A 26010-nucleotide genomic window follows, 5' to 3' on the forward strand; every position below is an offset into this window, starting at 1 on the left:
CGCTGCATGACCGCACGGCTCGTCGACATCGCAGCCCAGGCGGGGGTCAGCGAAGCGACGGTGAGCCGGGTCCTGAACGGCAGGCCCGGCGTGGCCGTGGCCACCCGCGAGGCCGTCCTCGCCGCGCTCGACGTGCTCGGCTACGAGCGCCCCGTCCGGCTCCGCCGCCGCGACAGCGCGGGCCTGGTCGGCCTGATCACGCCCGAGCTGGACAACCCGATCTTCCCCGCGCTCGCCCAGGTCGTCGGCCAGGCCCTGACGCGCCAGGGCTACACACCGGTCCTCGCCACCCAGACCCCGGGCGGCTCCACCGAGGACGAGCTCACGGAGATGCTGGTGGACCGCGGTGTCGCCGGGATCATCTTCGTGTCGGGCCTGCACGCCGACACCACCGCCGACATGGGCCGCTACGAGGCGCTGCGCGCCCAGGGCGTCCCCCACGTCCTGGTCAACGGCTTCTCCCCCAAGGTCGACGCGCCCTTCGTGTCGACCGACGACCGGGCCGCGGTGCGGCTGGCCGTGCGGCACCTGGCCTCGCTCGGCCACACCCGCATCGGCCTCGCGGTCGGGCCCAAGCGCTTCGTGCCCGTCGTCCGCAAGATCGAGGGCTTCCACCTCGGCATGCGCGAGCTCCTCGGCCTGTCCACGGCGGAGTCCGAGGAGCTGGTCGAGCACTCCCTCTACACGCTGGAGGGCGGGCAGGCGGCCGCGACCGCGCTGATCGCCCGCGGCTGCACGGGCGTCGTGTGCGCCAGCGACATGATGGCGCTCGGCGCCGTCCGCGCCGCCCGCGAACAGGGCCTCGACGTGCCGCGCGACATCTCGGTGGTCGGCTTCGACGACTCGCCGCTCATCGCGTTCACCGACCCGCCCCTGACCACGATCCGCCAGCCCGTGCAGGCGATGGGCCAGGCGGCGGTGCGCGCGCTCCTGGAGGAGGTCGGCGGCACGCCCGCCCCGCACAGCGAGTTCGTCTTCCTGCCGGAGCTGGTGGTGCGCGGCTCCACCGCGTCGGGGCGGCGGGCCGCCCGCTAGCGGGACCCGGCGAGGCGGCGGCCCGCCGCCCCGTACACGTACTTGACGGGCAGCCTGACCACCAGGCGCCGCTCCCTGACCATCGCCGAGCGGAAGCGCTCCCAGTCGGGGTGCTCGCCCTGGAACCCCCGGAACACCTCGACGAGTTCGTCGGCGACCGCGTCGTGCGGGTCCGTCGTGATGGGGGTGAGCTCGGCCTCGCCCTCAGCAGCCATGTACGCGTAGCCGTTGGGGCTGCTCACGAAGAAGGTCGCGCGCGGATCACGGCGCAGGTTGCGGGTCTTGGCGCGGTCGTAGGTGACCATGAGCCGGACGACGCGCGCGTGCGGGTCGTACGCGTAGCCGACGTTCGACAGCTGCGGGCGGCCGTCGCGCTTGAGGGTCACGAGCGTGCCGACGCGCTGCGCGGCGAGCAGCTCGAACAGGGCGTCGTCGCCGGTCTTCCCCCTGTGGTCAGCCATGGGTCTTCCCCCCTGTGGTCAGCCGTGGGTCACTCCCCGAGTGCTCGGGCACGGGGCTCCCCCGAGTGTTCGGTCGTGGGGCGAGCGTAGGGCGGACGGGTGGGTGTCCACCGCTTTCGCGGGCGCGTGCACCTTCCGCGGAGGGGGACGAAGCGGTGCCCTCGCCGTCCTGCGGGGGATTCGGACGTGCGAAGGCACCGCGGCAGGGGGTGTCACGTGGTGGCGAGGGCCTCCGTCGGGGGCAGCCGGGCGGCGCGGACGGCCGGGTAGAAGCCGGCCAGGCCGCCGATGACCAGGGTCGCGCCGACACCGCCCGCCATCGCCCACACCGGCACCACCGAGGGCCAGCCCTGGTAGGCGGCGTACCCGGAGGTGACGGCGATGCCGAGCAGGACGCCCCCGAGCCCGCCGAGCGCGGAGAGCAGCAGCGCCTCGCACAGGAACTGGGTGCGGACCTGCCCGCGCGTCGCGCCGAGGGAGCGGCGCAGGCCGATCTCGGAACGGCGCTCAAGGACGGAGATGACCATGGTGTTGGCCACGCCGACGCCGCCGACGAGCAGGGCGACCGCGCCGAGCCCGAGGAGCAGGCCGCTGAGCGTGTCGTCGGTGGCCTCCTTGGCCTCCAGGGCGTCGGACGGCCGCGAGACGTTGGCCTCGCCGGGGTTCTCGGGGTTGGCGGTGGCGCCGAGCACGGACTGGACGTCGGTGACGGCCGCGTCGTCGGTGCGCGTGTACACGGTCGTCGGGTAGCCGTCGAAGTCCAGCTCCGCCTCCGCGACCGGCCAGCCGACGAGGGCGGCGGAGTCGAGGTCCGGCACCAGTTCGTTGGGCGCGAGCAGGCCGACGACGGTGAACCACCGGCCGCCCAGCCACACCTTCGTGTCGGCCCCTGCCCGGAAGACCCCGAGCTGCTCGGCGGCCTTGGGGCCGAGGACCACCGCCGGATAGCGGGCGTTGGCGGCGTTCAGCCAGCGGCCGTCGACGACCTTCGCGCCCGCGGGTCCCGGCAGATCCGTGCGGGCCGCGTACACGGTGAGGCCGCCGGTCTCCTCCTTCGGCACGTGGTCGTTGCGGTACACCTTCGCCGCCGTCCTGCCGACGGCGGAGACCGCGTCGACGCCGTCGATGTTGCCGATCATCTCCACGGACTCGTCGGGCAGATGGGCGGCGCCGCCCGCGAAGGACTGGCCGGGGGTGACCGTGAGCAGATTGGTGCCGAGCGCGGCGAGGCGCCGGTCGAGGTCCTCCGTGCTCGACGTCGAGATGCCGACCACGCTCACCATCGCGGCGATGCCGATCGCGATGCCGAGGGCCGAGAGGAACACGCGCAGCGGCCGCGAGCGCAGGCCCGAGCCGCCGACCCGCAGCACGTCGGCGGGGCGCAGCCGGGCGGGTTTGGGGCGCGGCCGGTCAGGGCCCTGCCGCGGGGCGGGAGACGTGCGCTCCTTCGCCGTACTCGCTGTCACGGGCCGCTTCGCCGTCCTCCTTGTCGCGAGCTCCTTCGCCGTACGCATCGTCGCGAGCCCCTTCGTCGTACTCACCGCGCGGCCTCCCCCGTCAGCGGTCCGGCCGGGACGAGTGCGCCGCCGTCGTGCCGCCCGGACGCCGTGTCGTGCTCGACGCGGCCGTCCTTGATCCGCACCTCGCGCGGCAGGGCGCCCGCGATGTCCCGGTCGTGGGTGATCACGACGATCGTGGTCCCGGCCCGGTGCAGCTCGTGCAGCAGGTCGATGACCACCGCGCCGGAGCGCGAGTCCAGGGCGCCCGTCGGCTCGTCGGCGAGCAGGAGCATGGGGCCTCCCCTGCTCGAAGAGCTTGGGGAAGGGTCGCCGAGCACCGCGCGGGCGAGGGCCACGCGCTGCTTCTCGCCGCCGGAGAGCTGGTGCGGCTCGTGCTGGAGGCGGTGGCCGAGCCCGACCCTGCGCAGCGCGCGCTCGGCGAGGCGGCGCCGCTCGCCGCGGGAACGGCCGCTGTACAGGAGCCCGTCCGCGACGGAGTCCACCGCCGGGACGCCCGGCGCGAGATGGAACTGCTGGAAGACGAACCCGATCGTCTGGGCCCGGAGCGCGGACAGCTCCCGGTCGGTGAGGCTCCCGACGTCGTGGCCGTCGATGCGGACGCTCCCCGTGCTGGGCCGGTCCAGGGTGCCCATGATGTTGAGCATCGTGGACTTGCCGGAGCCGGACGGGCCGACGACCGCGAGGAGTTCGCCGCGCCGGACGACCAGGTCCACGTCCTTCAGGGCGTGCACGTCCCCGTACGTCTTGGAGACCCCGGAGAGCTCCACCACCGGGTGGTCCCCCGCGCTCACTTGGGCACCCCCACGACCGTGCCGACGGAGATCCCCTTGCCGGAGACCTCGACCGTGCTGTCGGCGAACATGCCGACCTCGACCGGCACGCGCCGCACGTCGCCGTCGGACTCGACGACCTCCAGGGCGTAGCCTCCGCCGCGCCGGGCCACCAGGGCGGTGACGGGGACGACGAGGACGTTCTCCCGGGTCTCGGCCTTCAGGGAGACGTCGACGGACGCGGCCTGGTAGCGGCCGAGGCCCCGCTGCGACGCGACCTTCAGCTCGACGGGCAGCGTGGCCTTGTCGTCAGCGCCGTTCCCGGAGTTCCCCGAGCCCTCGCCGGACGAGCCGCCGTCCCGCGGCGTGGTCGGCGTGCCGACGTCGGTGACCTCGGCCCGCACGGTGGTGTCGTCGGGCAGCGTGACCGTGGCCTTGGTGCCCTTCTCGACCAGGTCCTCGTACTGCGCGTCCAGGTCGACGGTCACGGCGCGTTCGGTGCCGGTCCAGCTCAGGACGGTGCCGCCGAGGGGTGCGCCGGGCTGGGCCCGGACGTCGGCGACGCGCCGGGCTCCGGAGGCGACCACGGCGTCCCCCGGCCGCACGGCGCCGGTCTCCTCGCGGCCCAGGTCGCCCTGCCAGTCGCGGACGGCGGCGGCGGTGTCGGAGGTGTACGTGTCGTCGACGGTGAAGCCGGTGTGGCCGAGCGCGGCGAGGTTCCGCTCCAGGACGCGGACGTCCGGGCCCTCGCTGCCTGTCTGCAGCGGCCGGTAGAGCGGCAACGAGCCGTACAGGAGCGGCACTTCGCGTTCGGCGACCTTGTAGACCGGGTCGCCGCGCTCGATGACGTCGCCGTCGTCGGGCACCCAGGTGACGACTCCGGCGCTCCCCCGCGCCCCCGCCGGTGCCTGAACGGCCGTCACATCGCCGTACCCCAGGGTGCCCTTGACGGTCTCGGTGCGGGTCAGCGTCGTCCGCTGCACCTTGGCGGTCCGCGGCGGCGCGGAGGGCGCGGAGCCGTCGGAGCCGTCCCCGTCACCTCCGAAGACCCCGGCGCTCGCGGCGCCCGCGGCGGCGACCACGACGACCGCGACAGCGACGATGACGGTGGTGCGCAGGGGGCGGCGCCTGCGGTGGCCGGTGGGCGCCGCAGCCTCGCCGTCGCCGCCGTCGCCGACCTCGCCGCCCTGTCCCGCGCTCATCTCCACGTCGGTGGAGGGCGGTTCAGGGGACTCGGCCAGCTCGCCCGGTTTACGCAGCTCCAGGGCGCCGGAGGTGTCGGCGGACCGGTGCGGTTCCTGGGCGCCCGCACGGCCTGCGGACTCGGCGGACTCCGCGTCGTGTTCCCGTTCTCTGGTCTCGTCGGGTGCGGTCACTGGCCGCCGCCCGTGCCGGTGAGGCCGCCGCCGGGCCACTTGTCCTGGCAGGCGACCCTGGCCTTCTGGAACGCGTCGCCGCCGGGGTTGATGCCGCTGCCCGCGAAGTCGATGGCCATGGAGCCGCCGTTGATCTCCGGGTCGGGCAGGTTGGGCAGTCCGTTCTTGCGCATGCACTTGGCCCACGCGGCGACCTTGCCCGAGTCGAGCGGCTTGCCGCCGCCCGCGCCGCCCCCGCCGAGCTGGCCCTGGGGCATCTTGTCGCGGCAGGCCTCCATCGCCTTCTGGAACTCGGGGGAGTTGGGGTCGACGCCCTCGCCCGGCGAGAGCTGGAGGCCGCCGCTCCCGGCCTGCTGCGGGTCGGGGAAGCCGGGTACGCCGTTCGCGCGCATGCACTTGGAGAAGGCGAGGGCCTGGTCGAAGGGGCTCGTCGGGGAGGGGTCGGCGCCGGCCGACGCGTTCGACTTGGCCTCGTTCGACGACCCGCCGTCGTCGGAACAGCCGACGAGCAGGGCTCCGGCGACGACCGCCGAAGCCACGAGCACAAAGGGTGCGGTTCGCTTGGGTGAGGTGGACATGGGGCCAAGTTGTACGCGGGCGCCGGTCACACGGCGGACACAAGCGGCGCCCCGCGTACAGACACCGCAGGGCGCCGCAGGACACCGCAGGACACCGGGCGCGCCGCGGGCCGTCGGCGTCGTTCACCGGCGGGCCGTCAGCGTCGTTCACCCAGCTCCCCCACCCCGGCGACACCCCGCTCCAGGAGGTCCACGAGCGTGTGCCTGCTCTTGCCGCGGGCCTCCGGCGCCAGGCCGCCGTCGTCCGGTTCGGCGAGGTCGTACAGCGCGGCGACGACGCCGGCGAGTTCCTCCTGGAGCCGGGTGAGGACGCCCGCGACCGCCGCCGCGTTGGACTCCACGATGTCGCCCCACAGGCGCGAGTCGCCGCCCGCGATCCGCGTGACGTCGCGCAGGCCCTGCCCGGCGAGCCGCGCCGCCGTACCCGGTCCGTCCCTGAGCCGTGCGGCCATCAGGCTGGCCACCAGGTGCGGCGCGTGGGAGATGAGGGCGACGGCGTCGTCGTGCGCGCGGGCCCGCATCACGCGCGGCACCCCGCCGCACAGCGCGATCAGGCCGAGGGCCCGGTCGAAGGCGGGCTTCGCGGTGCGCCGGGTCGGCGTGAGCACCCAGGGCCGGTCCCGGAACAGCTCCGCGCGGGCGGCGAGCGGCCCGGACCGCTCGCGCCCGGCCATGGGGTGGCCGCCGACGAAGGCGGACGGGTCCGGCGCGGTGTCCAGGATCTCGCGCTCGGGCCGCGCCTTCACGCTGGCCACGTCGGTGTAGCTGAGCGCGAGGCCGCGCGCCTGCTCCGCGGCGAGCACGGGCGCGATCTGGCTGGGCGGCACCGCGAGCACCGCCAGGTCCACGGGGTGCGGCGGGGGCCCGGCCCGGCCCGCGCCGAGGACCGCGGCGGTGCGGGCGGCGGACTCGTCCCGGTCCGAGAGGTAGACGGTCACGCCGTGCCCGCTCGCCGCGAGCGCCACGGACGTGCCGATGAGGCCGGTGCCGACGACGGCGAGCGTGCGGATCGTCACGGGGCACCGCTCGGCAGCGACTCGGTGATGACCGCGGCGAGCCTGTCGAGGCCCTGCTCGATCCGGTCGGGCGTCAACGTACTGATGGACAGGCGGAGTTGGTGGTGGCCCGCGGTGGAGCCGTAGAAGTGGTGCATGGGCGTGAAGAGCACGCCGTGGTGGCGGGCCGCGTGGGCGAGGAGGTCGTCGTCGACGGTGAACGGGACGGTGACCACGATGAAGAAGCCGCCCGTCGGGGCGTTCCAGGACACGCCCTCGTGGTCCTTGAGCCGCTGGGCGAGGCCGTCGAGCACCTGGTGCAGATTGCGGCGGTAGACCTCCGTCTCGCGGCGGTTGGCGGCGGCCATGCTGCAGCCGTGGGCGAGGAGCTTGCCGCCGATGACGGCCTGCACGATGGGCGGGGTGTTGACCGTGAGCATGCTCTTGATCTTCGAGAGTTCGTCGGCGAGCAGGGTGCCGCCGCCGCGGGCGCCGGTCACGCGCTGCCCCGCGACGGCGTAGCCCACGCGCGCGCCGGGCATGCCGGTCTTCGCGAACGACCCCAGGTAGACGACGCGTTGGTGCCGGTCGAGCGACTTGAGCGTGGGCGGGCGCTCGGCGGCGCTGTTCAGGAGGCCGTACGCGTTGTCCTCCAGGAGCAGCAGGTCCTCGGCCGCGGCGATGTCCAGGAGCCGGTGCCGGTCGGCGAGCGACAGGCTCACGCCGACGGGGTTGGCGAAGTCGGGCGTGACGTAGCAGGCGCGGACGCGGCGGCCCGCGGCGCGCGCCCGGCGGGCCTGTGCCACCAGGTCGTCCAGGTCGATGCCGTGCTCCCCGGTGCGTACGGGAAGGACCGGCAGGTCGGCGAGGAGTGCCGCGCCGGTGAGGCCGACGTAGGTCGGGCTCGGGGCGAGCACGGCGTCCCGGTCGTTCGCCCGGAGCGCGCGCAGGACCAGGAACATCGCCTCCTGGCAGCCGACGGTGACGACCACGGACGCGGGGTCGGCCGTGATGCCCTCGTCGACGGCGAGGCTGCGCGCCACGAGGTCGCCGATGATGCCCTTGGTGCCGCCGTACTGGAACAGTGTCCGGGCGACCTCCGCCTCGCTCAGGTGCAGGTCGTCGCGGAGGTGCGCGCAGAACGTGCGCAGGTATTCGTGGAGCAGGGCCACGTCGTAGAAGCCCTCGTAGGGGCGGCCCGCCGCGAACGAGATCGCGTCCGGGTACGTACCGGCGATCTGGTTGAGCAGATTCATGGACTCCATCGACGCGTCACCGAGCGACGCGTGCAGCGTGGCCGCCTGCAGAGTGGCCGCGTCCAGCTCGGCCCGGGTGATTTCCGATTCCAGGATTTCCATCACCTGCGTCCTTTGTCGGGAGGGTGCGGCTTGTGGGTTCGGCGAGTGGGTTCGGAGGGCGGTTCGGCACCGCTTTGACAGGTGCGGGGAACCGCCGGGCGACCGTACGATCGGGGCCGCATCAGAAGGTGCCGCAGCAGAAGTATTCGGCCTCGCCGTCCGGCGGTAAAGACGCACCCCGGAAGAGGAATTGAGCGATCCATGTGGCGCATTCCGTGCGGCGGGCGCCGGTTCATCGCATCCACATCCTTCCGTGTACGAGGACTCCCATGACGGATTTCCCCGCAAGGGCCCACACGGGCAGCGAACCCACCGATCTCACCGAACTCACCGATCTCGCCATCGATTACGTCGAGTTGTACGTCGACGACCTCGACGCGGCGGTGTCCGCCTGGGTCGACCGGTACGCCTTCGCGGTCGTCGGCACCGGCGGATCCGCCGTGCACCGGGGCGTCGCCCTGCGCCAGGGGCGCACGACCCTCGTGCTGACCGCCGCGACCTCGGGGGCGCACCCCGCGTACGGCTATGTCGCCACGCACGGCGACGGCGTCGCCGACATCGCCCTGCGCACCGCCGACGTGGCCGGGGCCTTCGCCGCCGCGGTGGCGGGCGGGGCGCGCCCGGTGCGGCGGCCGACGCGGCACGCGGGCGGCGGTCCGCGCGTCACGGCGGCCGTCGCGGGCTTCGGCGACGTCGTGCACACGCTCGTGGAGCGGGATCCCGGGGAGGGGCCCGGGCTGCCCGCCGGGTTCGTTCCGGCCCCGGAGCCACGGAGGCCGGGCGGCGGCGAGGCGGGGCTGCTCGACGTCGACCACGTCGCCGTGTGCCTGGACGCGGGCGACCTCGACTCGACGGCCCGGTTCTACGAACGCGCCCTCGGATTCCGGGAGATCTTCCAGGAGCGCATCGTCGTCGGCGCCCAGGCCATGGAGTCCAAGGTCGTGCAGAGCGCGGTGACCGGCGCGGTCACGCTGACGCTCATCGAGCCCGACCCGAAGGCGAAGGCCGGCCAGATCGACGAGTTCCTGAAGAGCCATCACGGGCCCGGCGTCCAGCACCTGGCGTTCTCCAGCGACGACGCGGTCCGCTCGGTACGGACCCTCGCCGCGCGCGGCGTCACGTTCCTGCGGACCCCCGCGGCGTACTACGACCTGCTCGGCGAGCGGATCGGCCTGAAGACGCACGCGCTGACCGACCTGCGGACGACGAACCTCCTGGTCGACGAGGACCACGGCGGCCAGCTGTTCCAGATCTTCACCGCGTCCGCCCATCCGCGCGGCACGCTCTTCTACGAGGTCATCGAGCGCCGGGGCGCGCGGACCTTCGGCAGCGCCAACATCAAGGCGCTGTACGAGGCCGTGGAGCTGGAGCGGACGGGACGGCGTGCCGCACCCTGACGGGATGGACCCCGACGGCACGGAACCCCAGGGCACGGAACTCCACGGCACGGAACCCGGCAGGACCGGCCCCGGCGGGGCGGCCGCCGACGCGCTGCGCGGCCTGGACGACCTGGACGGGATCGAGCGGGCCGGGGTGGCCGCGCTGCCCCATGACGTGGCGGACTTCGTCGCGGGCGGCAGCGGCCGCGAGCGGACCCTGGCGGCCAACCGGGAGGCGTTCGACCGTCTCTTCGTCACCCCACGGGTACTCAGGGACGTCTCCCGGTGCACGACGGACGCGACGCTGCTCGGGCGGCCGACGCGCCTGCCGGTGGCCCTCGCGCCGGTCGCCTACCAGCGGCTGCTGCACCCCGAGGGCGAGCTGGCCGCCGCGCGGGCGGCGCGCGCCGCGGGCGTGCCGTTCACCGTCGCGACCCTGAGCAGCGTGCCGGTGGAGGAGATCACGGCCGTGGGCGGCACGGTGTGGTTCCAGCTGTACTGGCTGCGCGGTGCGCGGCGCTCCCTGGACCTGGTGCGCCGGGCGGAGGACGCGGGCTGCGCGGCGCTGATGCTGACGGTGGACGTGCCCTGGATGGGGCGCAGGCTGCGCGACGTACGCAACGGGTTCGCGCTGCCCGCCCATGTGCGCGCGGCGCATCTGGACTCCGGTGCCCCCTCGACGGCGCACCGGTCTAGGGCGCACCGGTCGACGGCCGCGGCACCCGCGACGGCATCGGCGGTCGCCGCGCACACCGCCGAGGCGTTCTCCCCGGCCCTGACCTGGTCGTGCGTGGAGGCGGTGCGGTCCGTGACGCGCCTCCCGCTCGCCCTCAAGGGCGTCCTCGCGCCTCAGGACGCGGTGCGCGCGGCCGGGCTCGGCGTCGACGCCGTCGTGGTCTCCAACCACGGCGGACGGCAGCTCGACGGCGCGCTGCCGTCCGTCGACGCGCTGCCCGCCGTGGCCGCGGCGGTCGGCGGGGCCTGCGAGGTCCTGATGGACGGCGGCGTGCGCGGCGGGACGGACGTCCTGAAGGCCCTCGCTCTCGGCGCGTCGGGGGTCCTGGTCGGGCGGCCGCCGCTGTGGGGTCTCGCCGTGGCCGGGGAGGCCGGGGTGCGGCGCGTCCTCGACCTCCTCGCGGCGGAGCTCAGGGACGCGCTGGGGCTCGCGGGGTGCGACGGGGTCGCGGGGGCGCGGGAGTTACGGGTGACGCGGGTGCCGTAATCGCTGCGAGGAATTCCCGGGAACTGGGGGAATCGCCGGGGAACTGGGGGAATCACCGTGAGGGCGGTGATCAGTACATCATCCGTGGATCCACGTAGTGCTTGAATTCCAGGAGATTCCCTGTCGGGTCGATCAGGACGAAGGTGCGGTGTTCCTCGACGGTCCCGTCGAACCGCGTCCGCACCTGCTGGAATACCGGCACTTTCCGGAGGTCCACGAGCCGCAGCAGCGCGTCGAAATCGGCACCGGACCGGAACGTCACCCCGAAATGCCGTGGATAGAGCCGGGGATGCGCCCGCACGGGCTCGTCCGGCGCGTAATGGCAGACGAGTTGGTCACCGAAGAAGTCGAACGTGACGCGGTCGGGATAGCGCCGTGCGAGCGGGCAGCCGAGCAGCTGGTTGTAGAAGCGTGCCGCGGCGTCCAGGTCGCGGGCCGGTACGGCGATGTGGAAGGCGTCGTCGGATTTCCTCATCGGCCCGCCTCCGCCGTCCTCACCGGCCCGCCCGGAGGGCGCCGTCGTGGTCGAGGAGCGTGTCGGCGCGCAGTCCGAGCCGCAGCGTCTCCAGGGAGATGACGTCGGCGAGGGCGACGTTGCCGAGGTTGACGTCGCCGCCGACGCGTTGGATGAAGTACGTCTGCAGCTGTTTCGTGGGCGCCTCGAAGATGAGCCGGTCCGTGGGGATCCCGGCGGTGAGCACGTCCTCGATGAGCCCGAACCTGACCTCGCCGTCGGGCCTGCAGATGCCGCTGGTGCCGCTCTCGCGCGCCTCCAGGATCACCGAGCGCGCCCCCGCGTCCAGATCGCGGCGGATCGCCGCGATCCACTGGCTCGGCGGGAACGTCTCCGAGCGGTGCGGGTCCTTGAACCCCACTTCGGAGACGACCTCGAAGTCCGCGACGAGCCGGGCGATGAAAGCGGCCTTGCGCTCCGCGTCGAGGTCGATCGTGCCGTTGGACACCTCCACGCGTTCGCAGCCGTGCGCGAGACACAGCGCGCGGTAGTCGTCGAACCGGCCCCGCAGCACGTACTTCTCGAAGAGCGTGCCGCCGAACATGTACGGGATGCGGTGCCGGCGCAGGACCTCCGTCTTGGCCTCGATGCCCGCGGTGACGAGCGCCGTCCCCCAGCCGAACTTCACCAGGTCGACGAACTCGCCCGAGCTCTCCACGACGTCCTCGAACCAGCGGACCGGCGCGCCGCCGTCGATGACCATCGTCTGGCCCCTGGTGCGCGGCTTGGGCGGGCGCTCGGGCAGCTCGAGCGGGCGGGGCGGGCGGGGTGTGCGGGGCCGCACCGACTGGGTCATGACCGCTCAACTCCCTTGGTATTCGGCGGGTTTGCAGCTGGGCTCGGGCTGGTCCTCGGCCGGCCTGCGGGCCTCTGGGTGCGCTCCGCCACGAGCAGGCCCTTGTGCACCTTGCCGAGCGCGGTGCGCGGCAGGGCGTCCACCACGTGCAGCTCCTGCGGCAGCTTGTACGGGGCCAGGCGCGCGGCGAGGAAGGCGGCGAGGGCCGCGCGGTCCGGCGACGCCGCGACGACCCAGGCCGCGACGCGCTGCCCGAGCCGGTCGTCGGGCAGCCCGACCACGGCGGCCTCGGCGACGTCCGGGTGGGCGAGGAGCGCGTCCTCCACCTCCCCGGCGCCGACGCGGTAGCCGCCGCTCTTGATGAGGTCGGTGTCCTTGCGGCCGAGCAGCCGCAGCCGGCCGTCCGGCAGCCACGCGCCGAGGTCCCCGGTGCGGAACCAGCCGTCGGCGTCGACGGCGGGACCGCGTCCCAGGTAGCCGGAGAAGAGCCCGGTGCCGCGCACCCACACCTCGCCGCCCGCGTCCGCCGCACCGCCCGTGTCGGCCGCACCTCCCGCGTCCGCCGCGTCCGCCGGGGCGAGCCGCACCCGCATCCCCGGCACCGGCCGCCCCACCGCGCCCGGGTCCCCGTCCTGGCGGAGGTCCGCGAGACGCGGTGACGTGACGACAAGGGTCTCCGTCATGGCGTACCGGTTGAGGATCCGGTGGCCGGCGAGCCTGCGGACGCGCTCGGCGACCGCGGGGCGCAGCCGGTCGGCCCCGGACACGAGGAGCCGCGCGGCACCGATGTCCTTCAGATCGGCGGCGCCCAGGGAGCCCCAGAGGGCGGGCACCCCGAAGTAGACGGAGGCGCCCGGCACCGGGGTGAGGTAGCGGCCGGTGTGCACGAGCGGGGAGCCGACGCGCAGCGGGCCGAGGCCGCCGAAGACGAGGCCGTGCACGTGGGACAGGGGAAGGGCGTGGGCGAGTACGTCGTCGGGGGTCCAGCGCCACAGCTCGGTGAGCGCGTCGAGGCTCGCGGCGATCGCGCGGCGCGGGATGACGACGCCCTTGGGCGGTCCGGTGGAGCCGGAGGTGTAGAGGATCAGGGCGGGCGACTCGTCCGGCGGCGGTGCGTCCGGCAGGGTGTCACGGGCGGTGAGGTCGGCGCCGTCGACGAGGAGGTCGGCCCGGGCGTCGCGCAGGACGTGCGCGCGCTCGTGCGGGCCTGCCGCCGGGTTCAGCGGGACCGCGGCGGCCCCGGCGGTCAGGACGCCCGCCACGGCGACGAGGCTCGCGACGCTCGGGTGCGCCACGACGACAACCCGGCGGGCGCCCGCCACGGACCGGGCGACGGCGCCGACGGCGCCCGCGAGGTCGTCCCCTTCGAGCCGCAGGCCCGCCACGTCGACGCTCGCCCTGCCGTCCGCGAGCGCGGGCAGCAGGCCCGGCACGCGCTCCGTCGCCATGCCCGCCGCCTACGCGGCCGGTCCGTCGACGAGCGCCGCGACCGCCGCGACGAACGCGCCGAGCGTCGGGTTCTCCCAGATGTCCCGCAGGCCGCCCAGCTCCACCTGGTACGCGTCCTCGACCGCCGCCAGCACGTGCAGGGCGGCCAGCGAGTGCCCGCCGAGCGCGAAGAAGTCGTCCTCGTCGGCGACTTCGGGCACGTTCAGGGCCTCGCACCACAGGGGGGCGACGACGTCCCGTACCGGTGTGTTCATGGCCTCGCGGACCGGTGTGTCCGTCATGTCTCCTCCAGGTGGTGGCGGTCCGGGACGATCTGTACGCGCATGGTCGGCTCCCCTTGTCACCCCATGTCCCCCCCTCGTCCTCACCAGGTGACCAACAGGCGGTCGAGGCCGTGGGCGAGCGCGTGGACGCGGAAGCGCACGACTTCTTCAGGGGCCGCTCCTTCGGGGGCGGCGAGCCGCAGCCCGGGCAGGCCCCGCAGCAGCGCCGGGCAGGCGACCGCCAGGGTCACCCGGGCCAGGGCCGCGCCCAGGCAGTAGTGGATGCCGTGGCCGAAGGTGACGTGCGGCGCGGGCGGGCGCGTGATGTCGAAGCGGTCGGGGTCCGCGGTGAGGGCGGGGTCGCGGTTGGCCATGGGCAGGGAGCAGATGACGTGCTCCCCCGCCCTGATGAGCTGTCCGCCGACGGTGACGTCGGTCAGGGCGACGCGCGGGGTCGGGGCGTGCGGCACCGCGAGGTGGCGGAGCAGTTCGTCGACCGCCCGGTCCACCGCGGTGGGGTCGTCGCGGACGGCGGCGAGCTGGTCGGGGTGTTCGAGCAGGGCCAGCGTGCCGAGGCCCAGCGTGCCCGACAGGTTGTCCAGGCTCGCGAGGACCAACAGGACGCACACGCCCCGCAGTTCCTTGTCGGTGACGTCGTCGCCGTGCTCGCGGACGAGCGTGCCGAGGAAGCCGTCGTCGGGGTCGCGGCGCTGCCGGTCCACCATCGCGGCGACGTACCGGGAGAGGAGTTCGCCGACCCTGGCCCGCCGCGCCCGCCCCTGTCCGGCGGCGAGGAAGCCGTGACAGCGGCGCAGGAAGTCGCCGCGGTCGTCGCGGGGCACCCCGATCAGCTCGCACAGCACGGCCCCCGGTACGGGCAGCGCGAAGTGCTCCACCAGGTCGGCGGGCGGCCCGGCGGCCCGCAGGGCGCCGATGCGTTCGGCGACGAGGGCGTCGAGGCGCGGCCGGAGCCGACGGATCCTGCGGAGGGTGAACTCGGGCGTGAGGATGCCCCGGAGCCGGGTGTGCTCGGGCGGGTCGTAGTCCATGAGCTGCCCGACCATCGCGTCCGGCCGGACGCCGGGCTCCCGTCCGTGCGCGGTCCTCGCTCCGAAGCGGCGCCGGGTGGAGAACCGGGCGTGGTCGCCCAGGACTTGGCGCACTTCGGCGTGTCCGGTGACCAGCCACACGGGCAGTCCGTCGGTGCCCGGACCCACCTCGATCCGCGTGACGGCCTTGCGGGCGGCGAGGTCGCGCAGGGCGGGGGCCGGGTCGAGGCGGTCGCGAAGGGTGTGGACGGGGGGCGCGGCTTCGTTGGACAAGGCTGACGTCGCTCGGTCGGACGCGGCTGACGCGGCTTCGTTGGACGCGGCTGACGTGGCTTCTTGGGACGTGGCTGCGGACATGGCTCCTGCTACCAGGTGACGGGCAGTGTTTCCACGCCGTACGGGGCCTGCGGCCGGAAGCGGATCTCTTCCGGGGGCACGGCGGCCCGCAGCGCGGGGAAGCGGCCGAGGAGCGCGGGGAAGGCGCCGCGCAGCTCCATCCGGGCGAGCGGCGCGCCGACGCAGTAGTGGATGCCGTGGCCGAGGGCGACGTGGGCGGCGGGCTCGCGGGTGATGTCGAGGCGGTCGGGCACGCCCTCGGGGGTGCCGCGGTTGGCGGCGATCAGGGAGCAGGCCACCCGGTCACCGGCCTTGATCACCTCGCCGCCGAGCGACACGTCCTCGCGTGCGGTGCGGGGCGACGCGGTCGGAATCACCGAGAGGTAGCGGATCAGCTCCTCTACGGCCCGGTCAGTCAACTCCGGCTGTTGCCTGAGGAGTTGGAGCTGTCCCGGATGTTCCAGGAGAGCGACGAGGCCGAGGCCGAGCATCGCGGCCACGTTCTCGACGCCGGAGCCCATCACGAACGCGCTGAGTCCGACCAGCTCCTCGTCGCTGACGTCCCCGCCGTGTGCGCCCACGACCCGGCCGAGGAGGTCGTCGCCCGGGTCGTGGCGCTTGCGGGCCACGAGGCGGGCCATGTACGCCATGTACGCGGCGCCCGCGGTCACCTGCGTCGCGCGGCCGCGGAACGCGGGGCGGCCGACCTTGAGCAGCCGCGCCAGGTCCGCCCGGTCGTCGCGCGGCACGCCGAACAGCTCGCACATCACGAGGCCCGGCACCGTCCAGGCGACGTGGCGCATGAAGTCGGCGGGCCGCCCGGCCTTCTCCAGGGCGTCGAGGCAGTCCGTGACGACGCGGTCGACGGCGGGTTCGAGGCCCCGCATCCGGCGGACGGTGAACTCCGGCGCGAGGAGCTGCCGCAGGCGCCCGTGCTCGGGCGGGTCGTACTGCACGAGGTTGCCGGCCTGGGCGGGCCGCCCGGTGCCGCGGCCGCTCGCCGCGGGCAGCCGGGTGCTGAACCGCTCCGTGTCGCCGAGGACGGCGCGCACCTCGTCGGGCCCGGTGACGAGCCAGCCGGGCCCGGCCGACGGGTCGTCGGAGAGGTCGGCGCGGGTCAGCGGTGCCCGTGCGCTCAGGTGCGTGAGTTCGGGCAGCGGGTCGAGCCGGTCGCGCCGGTTGTGCATCGAGAGGTCCGTCGGCCGCGCCATGTCACGGACCCCCTCACTCGCCTGCCGCGGCCGGGCCGCCCGCCGCCGGGCCCGGGTCGTCCGGAACGCGCCAGCGCATGCCGTCCGGCGACGGCACCAGGCCGCCCTCGAACAGCGGGGTCTCCGGTTCGGCGTCGTCGCCGAGCAGGGCGCGCATCTGGACCTGGCCGCCCTCCTGCATCACCTCGCGCACCACCGACGACTTGAACAGCGGCACCATGCTGTCGTCGGCGCCGCCCGCGAGCGTGCCCACCGCGTCCGCGAACTCCGCGGAGCCCTCGGTGAAGCGCTTGGCGACGACGTCCGCGTCGGTGAGGACCTGCTCGCCGGAGGAGACGCCGCCGATCAGCTCGACGAACGACTGCAGTTCGGGCCGGTCGGTCCTGGTGACCTTCTTGGCCTGCCAGAAGTACGAGTCCTCGTCGTGGTGCATCTCGTAGAAGGACAGCAGGAACTCGTAGAACACGCCGAACTCACGGCGGTAGCGGGCCTCGAACTCCTTGACGGCGCGCGGCTCGTCCACGCCTCCGGCGAGCACGCTGTTCACGGAGCGCGCCGCGAGCAGCGCGCCGTACGTCGACAGGTGGACGCCGGAGGAGAACACCGGGTCGACGAAGCAGGCCGCGTCGCCGACCAGGAGCATGCCGGGCCGCGCGAACGTCGTGTGGTGGTACGAGTAGTCCTTGCGGACCCGCAGCTTGCCGTACGGCCCTGTCGTGACCCGCCGGGCGTCCGCCAGGTACTCGGCGATCAGCGGGCACTCGTCGATCAGGGCCATCAGCGCCTTGTGCTGGTCCCCCTGGATCTTCTCCGCAAGCTCGCGCCGCACGACCGCGCCGACGCTGGTCAGCGTGTCACTCAGCGGGATGTACCAGAACCAGCCGCTGTCGAACGCGACGGACAGGATGTTGCCGGAGTTGGGCTCGGGCAGCCGCTTGCCGCCCTCGAAGTAGCCGTACAGGGCGAGGCTGCGGAAGAACTCGGAGTACTCGCGGGTGCCGCCGACGCGGTGGTGGATGCGGCTCTTGTTGCCGGACGCGTCCACGACGAACGTGGCGAGCGCCCGCCGTTCGGCGCCGTCGGCGTCCGTGTACCGCACGCCGCGGACCCGCTCGTCGTCGGCGATCACATCGACGGCCGCGCAGCCCTCGCGCACGTCGGCGCCCACGCGCCGGGCGTTGTTCAGGAGGATCTCGTCGAACCTGGACCGCTCGACCTGGTAGGCGTACGACGTGGGGCCCGACATGCGCGGGGAGACCGCGAAGGCGAACGTCCAGGGCTCCGGGTTGGTGCCCCACTTGAAGGTGCCGCCGCGCTTGCGCGGGAAGCCCGCCTTGGCGAGCTCGTCGGCGACGCCGGTCATGCGGCACACGCCGTGCACCGTGGACGGAAGGAGCGACTCGCCGATCTGGTGGCGGGGGAAGTGCTCCTTCTCCAGGACCAGCACCCGGTGGCCCTGCATGGCCACGAGCGCGGCCGCCGTCGATCCGCCGGGCCCGCCGCCGACGACCACCACGTCGAATTCCTCGGAATCCGGCAAGGTCATCCACCTGCCCTTTCCCTTTTCGCTTCTTCGGGTGTCTGAGTTCTTCGGGTTCTTCGGTGCTCACGTTCTCCGGTGTGGGGGACGGCCCGCTCAATTCCTGTTCCGGGCCGCCCTTTTCAGAAGGTGCCGATTCGAGTCTCGTGACGGGACCGTGAGTGCGTCAAGCGCGTCCAGAAGGCGCTCCGGGCGCGGGCTGCTCGGCAATTCCCGGACGCCCCGGGGCCCTTCTCCGGCCGCCGCGCCGGATCAGCGTCAGCAGCGGTCCCGTCATGAACGTGGTGACCAGGGCCATCAGGACGAGGGCGGTGAAGAGCCGCTCGCCGATGACGCCGGCGTCCAGGGCGACGTTCAGGACGATGAGTTCCGTCAGGCCGCGCGTGTTCACCAGGGCGGCGACGACCGCCGAGTCCCGGGCGTCGAGGCCGCCGACCCGCGCGGCGGCGTACGCGGGCACGAGCTTGCCGAGGATCGCGACGGCCAGGATCAGCGCGAGGAGGGCGCCCGCCGTGCCGTTCAGGGAGCCGATGTCGAACGACAGGCCGGTGGTCACGAAGAACAGCGGAAGCAGCAGGCCCGAGGTCTGCTCCAGGGGGCGCAGGACATCGGCCTGCGGCACGCCGTTCTCGCGGGGCATCGCCAGGCCCGCGAGCAGCCCGCCGAACACCGCGTGCAGGCCGAGCTCGGCGGTGACCCAGGCGCTGCCGAGGGCCAGCGCGAGCGCGACGGTGACCTGGTGCTCGCGCACGGCGGCGGAGCGGTCGACGAGCCGGGCGAGGAGGGGCCGTACCACCAGGAACAGGGCGGCGACGAACAGCACGAGCGACAGGAGCGACACGGGCCAGGAGAGCTCGGTGGCATGGCCGGTCCCGGCGAGGGCGGCGGCGAGCACCAGCCACGCGACCACGTCCATGCCTCCGGCGGCGGCCGTGGCCACCGTGCCCGGAGTGGTGCCCGCCAGGCCGCGTTCGCGGACGATGGCGGCGAGGACGGGCAGCGCGGTGACGGACAGCGCCACGGACATGAACAGGAAGAACGCCCGGGAGTCCACCGCGGCCGCGCCGTCCGGCTGCACCGCGGCGAACGGCCCCTGGAACGCGGCCACCGAGCCCGCGCCGAGCCCCGCGGGCACGAGCAGCGCGCCCAGGGCGACGGTCACCGCGGCCCTGCCGCCCTGCCGCAGTTGCCGCCCGTCCGTCTCGTAGCCCACGACGAACATGAAGAGCACGATGGCGATCTGGGAGAGCACGGTCAGGAACGGCAGGACCTCGTGCGGGAAGAGCCGTTCGGTCGGGTCGCCGGGCAGCCGGCCGAGCAGGGTCGGGCCGAGCGCGATCCCGGCGACGATCTGGCCGATGACCGCGGGCTGGCCCACGCGGCGGGCGAGCCCGCCGAGGAGGGTGGAGACGACGACGATGACGGCGACGTCGCGGATGGCCACGGCCGCCAGGGACTCGGTGCTCATCTCGCCCCTAGGTCGCCGTCGTCCCGTGGTGGCCCGCCTCCGCGGCGCCGTGCCGCCGCATGTCATCGACGAGGCTCTTCGGGCGCATGTCCGTCCAGTTCCGCTCGATGAAATCGAGGCATTCCTGCCGGGGCGCCGCGTCGAGCGCGGTGGTCCAGCCCTCGGGGATTTCCGCGAAGTTCGGCCACAGCGAATGCTGTCCCTCGTCGTTGACGAGGACGACGAAGGTGCCGTTTTCGTTGTCGAAGGGATTGGTCATGATTCCGTCCTTTCGAGTTTCTCCGTGACGACGCGTCCGACGCTCGCCAAGGGCCCGGGCTGCAACATGTCGTAGTGGTTGACGGGCAGGTCGTGCGACTCGATGTCGCCGTGCACGAACGGCCGCCAGCTCATCGCGGCGCCGGCCGCCGGGAGGCCGTCGGGCCGGTCCTCGGTGGCCACGAAGAGCAGCAGGTCGCCGCGGAGGGGCCGGGGGGTGTGGCCGGGTGTGAACGCGGCCAGGTTCCGCAGCACCTTCTCCAGGTTCGCCAGCGACTGCTCGCCTAGGCCCGTGGAGCGGTAGAGGTCGGCGATGCCGCCCTCGTCCTGCTTCAACAGGGCGTAGCCGTCGGCCGGCCGGCCGTCGCCGCGGCGTTCGTCGCCGCGCATCCGCGCCTGGGCGGAGCTGGTGGGGTAGGCGTCGAGCAGCGCGAGCAGGGCGACGTCCTCGCCGAGTTCCTCGAGGCGGGTGGCGACGGCCTGGGCGAGCGTGCCGCCGATGGACCAGCCGAGCAGGTGGTAGGGGCCGGTGGGCTGGAGGGCGCGGATCTCGTCGGCGTAGTCGGCCGCCATCTCCTCGACGCTGCCGGGCAGCGGCTCCGGCCGGGCGAGGCCGCGCGCCTGGATGCCGTACACCGGCAGGTCCGCGGGAAGGTACGGCAGGAGGGCCGCGTAGCCCCAGCTCAGGCCCATGCCGGGGTGGATGCAGAACAGCGGCGGGCGGGCGCCTTCCGGGCGCAGCGGCAGCAGGACGTTCAGGTCGCCGCGGCCCGTGCCGCCCCGGCCCGGGCGCCGCTTGGGTGCGGGTGCCGTGGCCCGCCGTACGTCGAGTGCGCCGGTGGTGGTGCGCCGCGCCCGGTCGCCGGTGCGGAACATCCGCTCGCCGGGGGCGCCGAACGGGCAGGCGACGAAGCGCTCTCCGGTCGCGCCGGGTTCGCCGAGGTAGCCGCGGGCGAGCGGTGCCCCCGCCACGTACAGATCGCCCAGGGCGCCGGTCGGCACGGGCCGCAGGAAGGCGTCGAGGACGTACGCGCGGGTGTTGTCCAACTGCTCGCTGGACGGGGGCTGTCCGGCGGTGGGGAGCAGCCAGGTGCCGCCCGTCTCGGCCGAGCCGTGGCCGCCCGCCGGTGCGTGCTCCTGCGCGGTGGCGCCGAGGGTCACCTGGCCGCCCGCGCACAGCGTCGCGAGCAAGGGGGTCACCAGGTCCGTGAGCGGGGCGCGGCTGTCGAGGGGCAGGACGTCGCCGGTCTCCGGGGTCGTCCGCATGCGGTACGCCACGTGCTGGGCGAGCGCGCTGTGCGGGACGGCCGCCGCCGCGCCGGGGCGGGCCGCGTCGAGGACGAGCGCCGGGTGCGCGGGCCGCGCCGTCTCCCGGGCACGCCACCGCGCCGGGGTGGCCGGGGAGTCGTCCGTGACCGGGTCGTCGAGGGGCACGAGTGCTACGCCGGTGTCCGCGGGGCGCGGCCCGGTCGCGTCGTACACCAGGGCCACGGGCGGCGCCGCCGTGAGGTCGATGCCGTCCCAGGGCCGGGCCGGGTCGGCGAAGCGGCAGGCGGCGCCCGTCTTCAGGACGGCGAGCAGCGCGATGACGAGGGCGAGCGTGGGCGGCACCGCGACGACGACCACCCGCTCGGGCCCCGCGCCCCGCTCGGCGACGCGCCGGGCGAGGTCGTCCGACGCGGCGGCGAGCGTCCCGTACGTCATGGACGCCTCGTACATGCCGGGGATGCGCTGGTCCAGGACGGCCACGGCGCCCGGGGCCCGGGCCGCGCGCTCGGCGAACAGCTCCACCACGGTCGACGCGGGCGGCGGCACCGCCGTGTCGTTGCCGAGCGCCAGGGACCGGCGCCGCTCGTCGTCGTCGAGGTGCACGTCGACGGCGCTGAGGCGCACCTGCGGGTCGGCGGTGACCTGGTCGAGGACGCGGACGAGGCGCCGCGCGAGGCCCGTGGCGGTGGCCGCGTCGAACAGCTCGGCGGCGTACCGGAGGTGGCCGTCGACGCCGCCGAAGTCGCCGTCGGACCGATAGCGCTCGGTGAGCTCCACCGACAGGTCGACGTCGATGGCGCGCGGCACCGGGTCGAGGCGGGTGGTGCGCACGCCCGGCAGCTCCCAGGGGTCCCAGGCGTCGGCGAGGCTGTCGTGGACGTCGAGGACGACCTGGAACACCGGGTGGCGCCCGAGCGAGGGCGGCAGGTGGAGGGCGTCCACGACGTGTTCGAAGGGCACGTCGCGGTGCGCGGCCGCGTCCTGGTACGCCGTGTGGGCCCGGCCGAGCAGGTCGGTGAAGGCGGGGTCGCCGGACGCGTCGGTGCGCAGGGCGAGGCCGCCGGCGAAGGGGCCGACGACGCCTTCGAGGCCCGGGTCGTCGCGGCGTGCCTGCACCGTGCCGAGGGTGATGTCGTCCCCGGCGCCGAGGCGGGCCAGGAGCAGCACGAGGGCGGCCTGGACCACGCTGAACAGGGTGGTGCCCGCGGACTCGGCGACGTCCATGAGGCGGGCGTGCGCGGCGGCGTCGAGGCGCAGGGGGACGGATCCGGCCCGGTGGGACGCGACGGGGGGCCGCGGGCGGTCGGCGGGCAGGTCGAGTTCGGGGGCGAGGCCGTCGAGGGCGTCCTGCCAGTGGGCGAGCTGGTCATTGACGAGGCTCTCGCGGTCCCGCTCGCCGTCGAGGAGCTGCCGCTCCCAGAGCGCGTAGTCGGCGAACTGCACGGGCAGCGGGGCCCGTTCGGGCACGCGGCCCTCGCGGCGCGCGCCGTAGGCGGTGGCCAGGTCGCGCAGGAGGACGTCCACGGACGCGTCGTCCGCGGCGACGCGGTGCAGGACGAGGAGCAGCACGTGCTCGGTGTCCGACAGGGCGAACAGGGCCTGGGTCCAGGGGACGTGGCGGGCGAGGTCGAAGGGGTGCCGAGTGCGGGCGGCGAGCAGCTCGGGGAGGCGGGCCTCGTCGGCGGGCTCGACGGTGAGGGGCGGCGGCGCCTGGTCACCGCTGAGGACCCGCTGGCGCAGCCGCTCGCCCCGGTCCCCGGGGGACGCTGTCCGGCCCCCGCCGGGCACGATCCGGCCTCCGTCGAGCGCCACCCGATCCCCGTCGAGCACCGTCCGCAGGATGTCGTGCCGGGCCGCGACGTCCGCGAGCGCCGACCGCAGCGCCGACCGGTCGAGGTCGCCGCTGAGCCGCAGGGCCACCGGGATGCGGTCCGCGCCCGCCGCGTCGTCGTCGTACCGGGAGAGCAGCCAGGTCCGCAGCTGCCCCGCCGTGACGGGGACGCCGTCCTCGGCGGCGTCCCGCCCGGCCGCGGCGCCCAGGACGGGCCGGGCCTTGGTGGCCAGGAGCCGGGCCACTCCCGCCGGTGTGGGCGCGCCGAAGAACTGGCGGATGGGCAGCTCGGCGTCGAACTCCTCGCGGATGCGTCCGGCGAGCCGCATGGCGAGGCCCGAGTCGCCGCCGAGGTCGAAGAAGTTGCCGTCGGAGCCGACGCGTTCGACGTCGAGCACCTCGGCGAACAGGCGGCACAGCGTTTCCTCGGCGGCGGTGCGCGGCCCGCGGCCCGGGGTCCGGTCGGCGAAGTCGGGGGCGGGCAGGGCCGCCCGGTCGACCTTGCCGTTGCGGGTCACCGGCAGCGCGCCGAGGGCGAGGACGGCGGCGGGGACCATGTACGCGGGCAGGCTGCGGGCGACGTGCTCGCGGACGGCCCGGGTGTCGAGGCCCTCCGCGGCGGCCGGGACGACATAGCCGACGAGGCGGCGCCCGCCGGGTCCGTCGTCGCGGGCGACGGCGACGGCCTGGGCGACGTCCGGGTGGCCGGTGAGGGCCGCCTCGACCTCGCCCAGCTCGACGCGGAAGCCCCGGATCTTGACCTGGGCGTCCGCGCGGCCCACGAAGACCAGCTCGCCGTCGCCGGTGAAGCGGGCCAGGTCGCCGGTGCGGTACATCCGTGCCCCGGGCGTGAACGGGCAGGCGACGAAGCGCCCGGCGGTCTGGCCGGGCCTGCCCCAGTAGCCGCGGGCCAGAGAGGTGCCCGCGAGGTACAGCTCGCCGGTCGCGCCGGGCGGCACGGGCTGGAGGAAGGCGTCGAGGACGTACGCCTGGCGGCCGGGCAGCGGGCGGCCGACGGGCAGCACCGGCAGCTCCTCGTCGCCGGGCCGCACGGGGTGCCAGGTGAAGCACAGGGTGGTCTCGGTGGGCCCGTACATGTGCCGGACGGCCACGTCCGGGCAGGTCTCGCGCACCCGCGCCACCGCGGCGGCGGGCACGACGTCGCCGCCGGTGAGGACCTCCCTCAGGCCGGTGAAGCACTCCGGGGTCTCGCCCGCGAGCACCCGGAAGGTGCCTGCGGTCAGATGCAGCGTCGTCACGCCGTCGGCGACGTACCGGCGCACTTCCCTGGCGTCGACCACGCCGGGCCCGGCGACGACGACCCGGCCGCCCGTGGTCAGCGGCACCCACGCCTCGAAGAGGAACGCGTCGAAGGCGTGCGGGGCGTGCAGCAGCACCGTGTCGCCGGGGCCGACCCGCCAGCCGCGCTCGCCGACGAGCGCGGCCACGGCGCCGTGCTCCACCGCGACCCCTTTGGGCTCCCCGGTGGAGCCGGAGGTGTACATCACGTACGCGACCTCCCGCGCGTCCACGAAGACGTGGGGCCCGGCGCCGTACGCGGCCACCTCCCGCTCCACGGACGGGGAGTCGAGGACGACGACCCGCGGCGCGCTCTCCGGCACCGCCGCGCGCGTCCCGTGCGCGCACAGCACCACGGACGGCGCGCTGTCCCCGAGCAGCGCGGCCACCCGCTCCAGGGGGTGTCCGGCATCCACGGGGACGTACGCGGCCCCGGCCCGCCACACCGCGAGCAGCGCCACCACCACGTCCGCCGACCGGTCGAGCACCACGGCGACCCGGTGGCCCCGCGCCACGCCCGTGTCGGCGAGGTACGCCGCGAGCCGCCCGGACGCGGCCCACACCTGCGCGTACGACAGGGTGCGTTCGCCGTCGACGAGCGCCACCGCGTCCGGGGTGGCGGCGGCCTGGGCGGCGATCAGCTCGGGCACGGTGCCGCGCGGCGGCGCACCGGGGGTCGCGGTGCCCGCGGGGTGGTGCGGGCCGACGGCGCGGATGCGGCCGACGGGGGCGGCGGGGTCGGCGACGAGGTGCTCCAGGACCCGTACGACGGACGCGAAGACGGACTCGGCGGTGGGGCGGTCGAACAGGTCCGGGCGGTATTCGAGCTTGAGGCGGGTGCGCTCGCCGGGGGCGACGACGAGGGTGAGCGGGTAGTGCGCGGCCTCGCGGGCCAGGCCCTCGGGGCGGATGGTGAGCGCGTCGCGGGCGCCGGGAGTCCCTTGAGCGGCGGCGGGCCCCGCGGGCGGCTGCGGGAAGCTCTCGTACACCATGAGCGTGTCGAACACCGCGCCGGGCCCGGCGAGTTCCCTGATCTCCAGCAGGCCCAAGTGCTGGTGGGACAGCAGCGCGGTCTGCCGGTCCTGCAGCGCGCGCAGGAGGGCGGCGCCCGGCTGTGCGCCGTCGATCGGCACCCGTACCGGCAGCGTGTTGATGAGCAGGCCCACCATCGACTCGACGCCGGGGAGCTCCGGCGGGCGGCCCGCGACGGTCGCGCCGAACACCACGTCGGTGCGCCCGGCGAGCCGCGCGAGAACCAGCGCCCACGCGCCCTGCACCACGGTGTTGACGGTGAGTTCGTGGGCGCGGGCGAGCTCCGTCACCCCTCGGCTCAGCGCGTCGGGCAGGGTGCCGCTGACGTGGTCGGGGAAGGCGGGCGGCCGGTCGGGGACGGCCGGGGCGACGAGGGTCGGCTCGTGGGTTCCGGCGAGCTCCGTGCGCCAGGCGGCGCGCGCCTCCTCCTTGTCCTGCTTGCCCAGCCACAGCAGGTAGTCCCGGTAGGACGTGGTGCGGGGCAGGCGCCCGGCGTCGCCGCCGTGGGCGTAGAGCGCGGAGAGCTCGGCCACCAGGACGGGGGCGGACCAGCCGTCCATGAGGATGTGGTGGCTGGTCAGGACCAGGCGGTGCCGCTGGTCGGAGACGCGGACGAGCAGGACGCGCAGCAGCGGCGCGACGGCGAGGTCGAAGCGCTCGGCCCGTTCGCGCGCCGCGAGCCGCTCCATGGCCGCGCGGCGCTCGGCCTCGGGAAGGCGCGACACGTCTTCCGTGCGCCACGGCAGCGTCACGCCGCGCGCCACGACCTGGACCGTCCGGGCGCCGCTGACCTGACGGAAGCAGGCGCGCAGCGCGGCGTGCCGGGCGAGCAGCGCGTCCCAGGACGCCTTGAGGCGGGCCTCGTCGAGAGGGCCTTCGAGGGCGAGCGCGGACTGCACGGTGTAGACGTCGGGTCCCCGGTCGTCGTAGGCGGCGTGGAACAGCAGGCCTTCTTGCAGCGGCGACAGCGGCCACACGTCCTCGACAAGGGATCGGGTCAT

General features: G+C 74.8%; 20 protein-coding genes. 3 read left to right on the forward strand and 17 right to left on the reverse strand.

Translation table 11 applies throughout. The features are described 5' to 3' along the window. Positions 1 to 6 precede the first annotated feature (6 nt). Positions 7 to 1035, forward strand: coding sequence for a LacI family DNA-binding transcriptional regulator (locus ACFWZ5_RS06390; RefSeq protein ID WP_384794937.1), 1029 nt, complete (start codon positions 7 to 9; stop codon positions 1033 to 1035). Here ACFWZ5_RS06390 and ACFWZ5_RS06395 read toward each other — a convergent pair. The 7 genes from ACFWZ5_RS06395 to ACFWZ5_RS06425 all read right to left on the reverse strand — a co-directional run bounded on the left by ACFWZ5_RS06395 (position 1032) and on the right by ACFWZ5_RS06425 (position 8093). Further along, a complete protein-coding gene (locus tag ACFWZ5_RS06395) occupies positions 1032 to 1496 on the reverse strand; it encodes a PPOX class F420-dependent oxidoreductase (protein WP_384794939.1) in 465 nt (154 codons plus the stop codon). The two genes, ACFWZ5_RS06390 and ACFWZ5_RS06395, sit on opposite strands and share 4 nt — an antisense overlap. Before the next feature lie 212 nt (positions 1497 to 1708). After that, the gene (locus tag ACFWZ5_RS06400; RefSeq protein ID WP_384794941.1) at positions 1709 to 3037 is read right to left on the reverse strand and encodes an ABC transporter permease; all 1329 of its coding nucleotides are present in this window, start codon (positions 3035 to 3037) and stop codon (positions 1709 to 1711) included. Next, entirely contained in the window at positions 3034 to 3807 is a 774-nt protein-coding gene (locus ACFWZ5_RS06405; RefSeq protein ID WP_384794943.1) for an ABC transporter ATP-binding protein, read from the reverse strand. Before ACFWZ5_RS06405 ends, ACFWZ5_RS06400 begins: the two co-directional genes overlap by 4 nt. After that, positions 3804 to 5162: a peptidoglycan-binding protein gene (locus ACFWZ5_RS06410; protein WP_384794945.1), complete on the reverse strand. Its 1359-nt coding sequence runs from the start codon at positions 5160 to 5162 to the stop codon at positions 3804 to 3806. The genes ACFWZ5_RS06405 and ACFWZ5_RS06410 overlap by 4 nt, the downstream gene beginning before the upstream one ends. Then, the gene (locus ACFWZ5_RS06415) at positions 5159 to 5740 is read right to left on the reverse strand and encodes a hypothetical protein (protein WP_384794947.1); all 582 of its coding nucleotides are present in this window, start codon (positions 5738 to 5740) and stop codon (positions 5159 to 5161) included. Before ACFWZ5_RS06415 ends, ACFWZ5_RS06410 begins: the two co-directional genes overlap by 4 nt. Positions 5741 to 5877: 137 nt before the next feature. Continuing rightward, on the reverse strand, positions 5878 to 6756 hold the full coding sequence (locus ACFWZ5_RS06420; protein ID WP_384794949.1) for a prephenate dehydrogenase: 879 nt from the start codon (positions 6754 to 6756) through the stop codon (positions 5878 to 5880). Then, positions 6753 to 8093 (reverse strand): PLP-dependent aminotransferase family protein, encoded by a 1341-nt coding sequence (locus ACFWZ5_RS06425; RefSeq protein WP_384794951.1) that lies wholly within the window; start codon positions 8091 to 8093, stop codon positions 6753 to 6755. The genes ACFWZ5_RS06420 and ACFWZ5_RS06425 overlap by 4 nt, the downstream gene beginning before the upstream one ends. A 269-nt stretch (positions 8094 to 8362) precedes the next feature. Between ACFWZ5_RS06425 and hppD the strand changes: the two genes are divergently transcribed. Both hppD and ACFWZ5_RS06435 read left to right on the forward strand, forming a co-directional pair. Next, positions 8363 to 9490, forward strand: coding sequence for a 4-hydroxyphenylpyruvate dioxygenase (gene hppD, locus ACFWZ5_RS06430; protein ID WP_384794953.1), 1128 nt, complete (start codon positions 8363 to 8365; stop codon positions 9488 to 9490). A 4-nt stretch (positions 9491 to 9494) separates the two neighbouring features. After that, complete coding sequence (locus ACFWZ5_RS06435; protein ID WP_384794955.1) at positions 9495 to 10694, forward strand: alpha-hydroxy acid oxidase; 1200 nt, start codon at positions 9495 to 9497, stop codon at positions 10692 to 10694. Positions 10695 to 10764: 70 nt separating this feature from the next. On the opposite strand, the gene ACFWZ5_RS06440 is transcribed toward ACFWZ5_RS06435, so the two are convergent. The 10 genes from ACFWZ5_RS06440 to ACFWZ5_RS06485 form a co-directional block, all read right to left on the reverse strand. After that, positions 10765 to 11169 (reverse strand): VOC family protein, encoded by a 405-nt coding sequence (locus tag ACFWZ5_RS06440; protein WP_384794957.1) that lies wholly within the window; start codon positions 11167 to 11169, stop codon positions 10765 to 10767. A 19-nt stretch (positions 11170 to 11188) separates the two neighbouring features. Next, positions 11189 to 12004, reverse strand: coding sequence for a phosphosulfolactate synthase (locus ACFWZ5_RS06445; protein ID WP_384794959.1), 816 nt, complete (start codon positions 12002 to 12004; stop codon positions 11189 to 11191). Next, complete coding sequence (locus tag ACFWZ5_RS06450) at positions 12001 to 13452, reverse strand: AMP-binding protein (RefSeq protein WP_384794961.1); 1452 nt, start codon at positions 13450 to 13452, stop codon at positions 12001 to 12003. The genes ACFWZ5_RS06445 and ACFWZ5_RS06450 overlap by 4 nt, the downstream gene beginning before the upstream one ends. Before the next feature lie 9 nt (positions 13453 to 13461). Continuing rightward, positions 13462 to 13734 carry an acyl carrier protein gene (locus tag ACFWZ5_RS06455; protein ID WP_384794963.1) on the reverse strand — a complete coding sequence of 91 codons (273 nt, stop codon included), beginning with the start codon at positions 13732 to 13734 and terminating at the stop codon, positions 13462 to 13464. A gap of 83 nt (positions 13735 to 13817) precedes the next feature. Then, the gene (locus ACFWZ5_RS06460) at positions 13818 to 15038 is read right to left on the reverse strand and encodes a cytochrome P450 (RefSeq protein ID WP_384794965.1); all 1221 of its coding nucleotides are present in this window, start codon (positions 15036 to 15038) and stop codon (positions 13818 to 13820) included. Positions 15039 to 15130: 92 nt separating this feature from the next. Then, positions 15131 to 16312 (reverse strand): cytochrome P450, encoded by a 1182-nt coding sequence (locus ACFWZ5_RS06465; protein WP_384794967.1) that lies wholly within the window; start codon positions 16310 to 16312, stop codon positions 15131 to 15133. 13 nt (positions 16313 to 16325) lie between these two features. Further along, positions 16326 to 17858, reverse strand: coding sequence for a tryptophan 7-halogenase (locus ACFWZ5_RS06470; protein WP_384794969.1), 1533 nt, complete (start codon positions 17856 to 17858; stop codon positions 16326 to 16328). A gap of 160 nt (positions 17859 to 18018) precedes the next feature. Then, a complete protein-coding gene (locus tag ACFWZ5_RS06475) occupies positions 18019 to 19320 on the reverse strand; it encodes a cation:proton antiporter (RefSeq protein WP_384794971.1) in 1302 nt (433 codons plus the stop codon). A gap of 7 nt (positions 19321 to 19327) precedes the next feature. Further along, the gene (locus tag ACFWZ5_RS06480) at positions 19328 to 19579 is read right to left on the reverse strand and encodes an MbtH family protein (protein WP_384794973.1); all 252 of its coding nucleotides are present in this window, start codon (positions 19577 to 19579) and stop codon (positions 19328 to 19330) included. Continuing rightward, a complete protein-coding gene (locus ACFWZ5_RS06485; RefSeq protein WP_384890481.1) occupies positions 19576 to 26010 on the reverse strand; it encodes an amino acid adenylation domain-containing protein in 6435 nt (2144 codons plus the stop codon). The genes ACFWZ5_RS06480 and ACFWZ5_RS06485 overlap by 4 nt, the downstream gene beginning before the upstream one ends.

The organism is Streptomyces sp. NPDC059003, assembly GCF_042740445.1.
In the GTDB taxonomy this organism is placed as follows: domain Bacteria; phylum Actinomycetota; class Actinomycetes; order Streptomycetales; family Streptomycetaceae; genus Streptomyces.

What these genes read in the sequence shown, in the direction of transcription:
- ACFWZ5_RS06485 (WP_384890481.1), bottom strand. Translation starts at nt 26,010, where the DNA reads ATGACCCGATCCCTTGTCGAGGACGTGTGGCCGCTGTCGCCGCTGCAA.
- ACFWZ5_RS06470 (WP_384794969.1), bottom strand. Translation starts at nt 17,858, where the DNA reads ATGACCTTGCCGGATTCCGAGGAATTCGACGTGGTGGTCGTCGGCGGC.
- ACFWZ5_RS06480 (WP_384794973.1), bottom strand. Translation starts at nt 19,579, where the DNA reads ATGACCAATCCCTTCGACAACGAAAACGGCACCTTCGTCGTCCTCGTC.
- hppD (WP_384794953.1), top strand. Translation starts at nt 8,363, where the DNA reads ATGACGGATTTCCCCGCAAGGGCCCACACGGGCAGCGAACCCACCGAT.
- ACFWZ5_RS06415 (WP_384794947.1), bottom strand. Translation starts at nt 5,740, where the DNA reads ATGTCCACCTCACCCAAGCGAACCGCACCCTTTGTGCTCGTGGCTTCG.
- ACFWZ5_RS06395 (WP_384794939.1), bottom strand. Translation starts at nt 1,496, where the DNA reads ATGGCTGACCACAGGGGGAAGACCGGCGACGACGCCCTGTTCGAGCTG.
- ACFWZ5_RS06390 (WP_384794937.1), top strand. Translation starts at nt 7, where the DNA reads ATGACCGCACGGCTCGTCGACATCGCAGCCCAGGCGGGGGTCAGCGAA.
- ACFWZ5_RS06425 (WP_384794951.1), bottom strand. Translation starts at nt 8,093, where the DNA reads ATGGAAATCCTGGAATCGGAAATCACCCGGGCCGAGCTGGACGCGGCC.
- ACFWZ5_RS06455 (WP_384794963.1), bottom strand. Translation starts at nt 13,734, where the DNA reads ATGACGGACACACCGGTCCGCGAGGCCATGAACACACCGGTACGGGAC.
- ACFWZ5_RS06435 (WP_384794955.1), top strand. Translation starts at nt 9,495, where the DNA reads ATGGACCCCGACGGCACGGAACCCCAGGGCACGGAACTCCACGGCACG.
- ACFWZ5_RS06465 (WP_384794967.1), bottom strand. Translation starts at nt 16,312, where the DNA reads ATGGCGCGGCCGACGGACCTCTCGATGCACAACCGGCGCGACCGGCTC.
- ACFWZ5_RS06440 (WP_384794957.1), bottom strand. Translation starts at nt 11,169, where the DNA reads ATGAGGAAATCCGACGACGCCTTCCACATCGCCGTACCGGCCCGCGAC.
- ACFWZ5_RS06450 (WP_384794961.1), bottom strand. Translation starts at nt 13,452, where the DNA reads ATGGCGACGGAGCGCGTGCCGGGCCTGCTGCCCGCGCTCGCGGACGGC.
- ACFWZ5_RS06475 (WP_384794971.1), bottom strand. Translation starts at nt 19,320, where the DNA reads ATGAGCACCGAGTCCCTGGCGGCCGTGGCCATCCGCGACGTCGCCGTC.
- ACFWZ5_RS06445 (WP_384794959.1), bottom strand. Translation starts at nt 12,004, where the DNA reads ATGACCCAGTCGGTGCGGCCCCGCACACCCCGCCCGCCCCGCCCGCTC.